The sequence below is a fragment of the Asaia sp. W19 genome (genome assembly GCF_003994335.1).
Taxonomy (GTDB): domain Bacteria; phylum Pseudomonadota; class Alphaproteobacteria; order Acetobacterales; family Acetobacteraceae; genus Asaia.
This window is the reverse complement of sequence record NZ_PNQZ01000089.1, coordinates 1-1,561: the sequence shown is the minus strand read 5'-3', so window position 1 is coordinate 1,561 and position 1,561 is coordinate 1. Positions and strand designations below refer to the sequence as shown.

Annotated in this window: 2 protein-coding genes; both read left to right on the top strand. The window is 61.2% G+C overall.

All coding sequences use genetic code 11. From position 1 onward, the window contains the following. A partial coding sequence (locus C0V97_RS16445) for an NAD-dependent succinate-semialdehyde dehydrogenase (RefSeq protein ID WP_148114953.1) occupies positions 1-1,157 on the top strand: 1,157 nt, incomplete at its 5' end. A 185-nt stretch (positions 1,158-1,342) separates the two neighbouring features. Beyond that, positions 1,343-1,561: PadR family transcriptional regulator (locus C0V97_RS16440; RefSeq protein WP_233582234.1), on the top strand; the 219-nt coding region annotated here is incomplete at its 3' end.

The window sequence follows — 1,561 nt, the reverse complement described above, 5'->3', positions numbered from 1 at the left end:
CCACGCAGGAAATGGGCAAGACACTCCCCTCGGCMAGGGCAGAAATCGAGAAATGCGCCGCAGTCATCGACTGGTACGGCAAACACGCCCCCGCTCTGCTGCGTGACAAGCCGATGGCCGTGCCGACTGGGGAGGCTCATCTGAGTTACGATCCGACCGGCATTGTTCTGGCCGTTATGCCGTGGAATTTCCCCTACTGGCAGATTATGCGCGCCGCGGTGCCGATTTTGGTGGGTGGCAACGCCTTTCTCGTGAAACCAGCGGAATGTACGCTGGGCTGCGGGCTGATCCTGAACGAGATCGCGCGTGACTGCGACCTCGATGACGTCTTCATGAGCGCCAATCTGTCCCGTGAGCAGACAGCACAGATCATTGCCGATCCGCGCATCACTGGGGTGACGGTCACCGGAAGCGTGCGAGCCGGGCGCATCATCGCCGGGATTGCCGGGCATAACGGCAAGAAATCCTTGCTCGAACTCGGCGGCTCCGATCCGTTCATCGTGCTGGCCGATGCCGATCTCGACAAGGCAGTCGACTCGGCCATCACGGCACGCTTTGCGAATTGCGGTCAGGTTTGCATCGCGGCGAAGCGTATCATTCTCGAAGCCCCGATTGCCGAGGCCTTCACCGAGAGATTCATGGCCAGGGCACGTGCGCTGGCTCTCGAAGATCCTATGGAGGAACATGCCTTCATTGGGCCCATGGCCCGCAGCGATCTACGCGACGGACTGCATGAACAGGTCCGGCGCAGCCTGGCAGAGGGGGCGAAGCTCGCCTTGGGCGGCGAACCGATCAGCCGACCCGGCGCCTGGTATGCCCCGACGGTGCTGACAGGCGTAACGCCCCAGATGACCGCCTTCCGCGAAGAGCTCTTCGGTCCGGTTGCCTGTCTCATCACCGCGAGGGACGCCGATCACGCGGTCGCTCTGGCCAATGACAGCGCCTATGGGCTTGGTGCGAGCCTCTGGACGCAGGATGCGACTCGGGCCCAAAGCCTGGCACGTCGTATCGAGTCGGGCGGGGTGTTCATCAATCGCATTACCGCCTCGGACCCAGCCCTGCCCATTGGTGGCGTCAAGGCGAGCGGCTATGGCCGGGAGCTGACCGAGCTCGGGCTGCACGAGTTCATGAATATCAAGACCGTCTGGGCCGCCTGAGACCTTCTCCCCCTCCCTCACCCCGAGGGAGGGTCGCCTTTTCGGCCATAGGGTCCCGTAGCTTGACCGGAGTTCGAGCGCGATATCATTCGACCTCCCTTCGGACGATGCATCAGATCACGGCATAAAAATCTTGTGTTATATCTTACGATAGTACAGTCTTAAGATATAGCAGGAGATACATCATGTTCTTTCGTCATTCGCTTCGCCATGCCTTCAGCCGCCATGACGGCTTTGGTGCAGGGCATTCTTCCCGTTTTGGTGGTCGGTTCGGTCGCCATCGTGGTGGGGATATTCCGGGAGGGCGCAAACTCAGCGCTGAAGAGCTGCAACTGGTCATCATGGCGCTGCTGGAGGAAAGCCCGGCCCACGGGTACGAAATCATCCGCCGCCTCGAAGAGCGC